We start from the raw sequence: 1,684 nt of genomic DNA, 5'->3' as shown, positions 1-1,684 counted from the left end.
CCGCAGTGTAGCTGTCGAGCGCCCGATACGCCTTGCTGACGGCGCCCTCTTGGAAGTAGTTCGCCCAGCCGCGTAGCGTGCGGTTCAACTGCCCGACCAGCGTTGTGGTCTCTTGCCATGTTCCCGCCCGGTCCGTGAGCGCGTGGATCTTCTCCACAGCGCTCTTGATGCTCTTCTTGGATGGCCGGTGCCCCAGATACGCCTGGCCGGTCCTCGCCGAATACATCCGTCCGAACGTGTAGCCCAGGAAGTCGAACTCCTCTTCCGGAACCTTGCAGATTCGTGTCTTCTCCTCGTTCACCGTCAGCTTCAGCTTGCTCATGACCTCGTGCAGTCGTCGCAGAGCCTCTTCAGCTTTGCCCTTTCCGCACAGGATCACGAGGTCGTCGGCATAGGTCACGATGCGCGTTCCGAGGCTGCGTTCCAGCCCGAGCTTCTTCCACCCCAACACGAACCGGCGCATGTAGATGTTCGCCAGCAGCGGTGAGATGGGAGAGCCTTGCGGGATGCCCCGCCGCCTGTCCCGGGCTTCGGTCGTTCGCCTCCTCCGTCCTCGATCGTCGGTTTCTTCCACGGGGCAATCCAGCCACATCCTGACCAGGCGCAGCACGCGTCGATCGACGATCCGGCGTGCCACACACTTCATCAGTTCGGCATGGGGAATGCTCCCGAAGTAGTCCGCGAGGTCGGCGTCGACGACTTCCCGGCGGCCATGGAACAGCTGCCGGTCCACTTCGACCACCGCCTGCTGGGCATTCCGCCCAGCACGATAGGCGTATTGTTCCGGTGGCAGGTCTGCCTCGAAGATCGGTTCCAGCACCAGCATCGCTGCCGTCATGCAGACCCGATCCCGCACCGTCGAGATGCCCAGCGGCCTCAGCTTGCCGTTGGCTTTCGGGATATACACTCTTCTGATCGGATCAGGGCGGTAGCTCTCCTCCCTGAGCGCAAGCGCCAGTTCGCCAAGCCATCGCTCGACGCCATACGCCTCGATGTCCGCGAAGTCCTGGCCGTCCACTCCCGGTGCGCCCTTGTTCGAGCGGCACTGGGCGTAGGCCTGCGCCAGGATGTCCCCGCGGCTGATCTTGTCGTGCAGCGCGTAAAAGCGATAACCCGCTTCTGCCTTCGCTTTCGCGTGTAACGCCGTCTGCAGCTTCTGGACACTCTTCGGAGTTGATAGGTCGCCCAATCTCCGGCCCCTCACCGCGTCTTGCGTCCGTCTTGAACTGAGGCCCCTTCCCTCCGCCGGCATTACCCGACTTCACCGGTACTACGGGCCTCTCCGCCACCCCAGCGCGCCCGGCCGCTCCCTCACGGGCCTCCGGTTGATCATCCCTGATCACGCTCTGGGGCTTCCCGTGTTGCGTGCGCTTTCCTTGTGTACATGCTGCCGCCACTACCCCGGTGCAGCAGCTGGGCGTCGTCTCGCTCTTCCACCCAGCCATATCAGCCTTCCCCGATGTCCCTGTCGGGTCGGCCTGCACGTCGGTCTTTTCGAGGCTTGCTCAGCGTTCACTCACGTTGCGGCCTGCACACTCGCACGGTCACCAAGTCGTGACCGCTCTATCCAGAGGCTTCAGACATTTCGTCTCCTCCATGCCTGCTCCGGTTGCTTCCGGCTGGAGCGGTCGCCGGGTGGGACTTTCACCCACTGGAAAGCGCCGCCTTTCACGGCGCACGGGAC

At 63.6% G+C, this 1,684-nt stretch carries 1 protein-coding gene; it reads right to left on the bottom strand.

Translation table 11 applies throughout. The features are described from left to right. Nucleotides 1–1,189 (bottom strand): group II intron reverse transcriptase/maturase (gene ltrA / locus FFK22_RS41670; RefSeq protein WP_221939301.1); only part of this gene is annotated, 1,189 nt, incomplete at its 3' end. Nucleotides 1,190–1,684: the final 495 nt, after the last annotated feature.

This window comes from Mycobacterium sp. KBS0706 (genome assembly GCF_005938675.2).
Taxonomy (GTDB): Bacteria; Pseudomonadota; Alphaproteobacteria; order DSM-16000; family Inquilinaceae; genus Inquilinus.
This window is presented reverse-complemented; position numbering and strand designations above follow the sequence as displayed.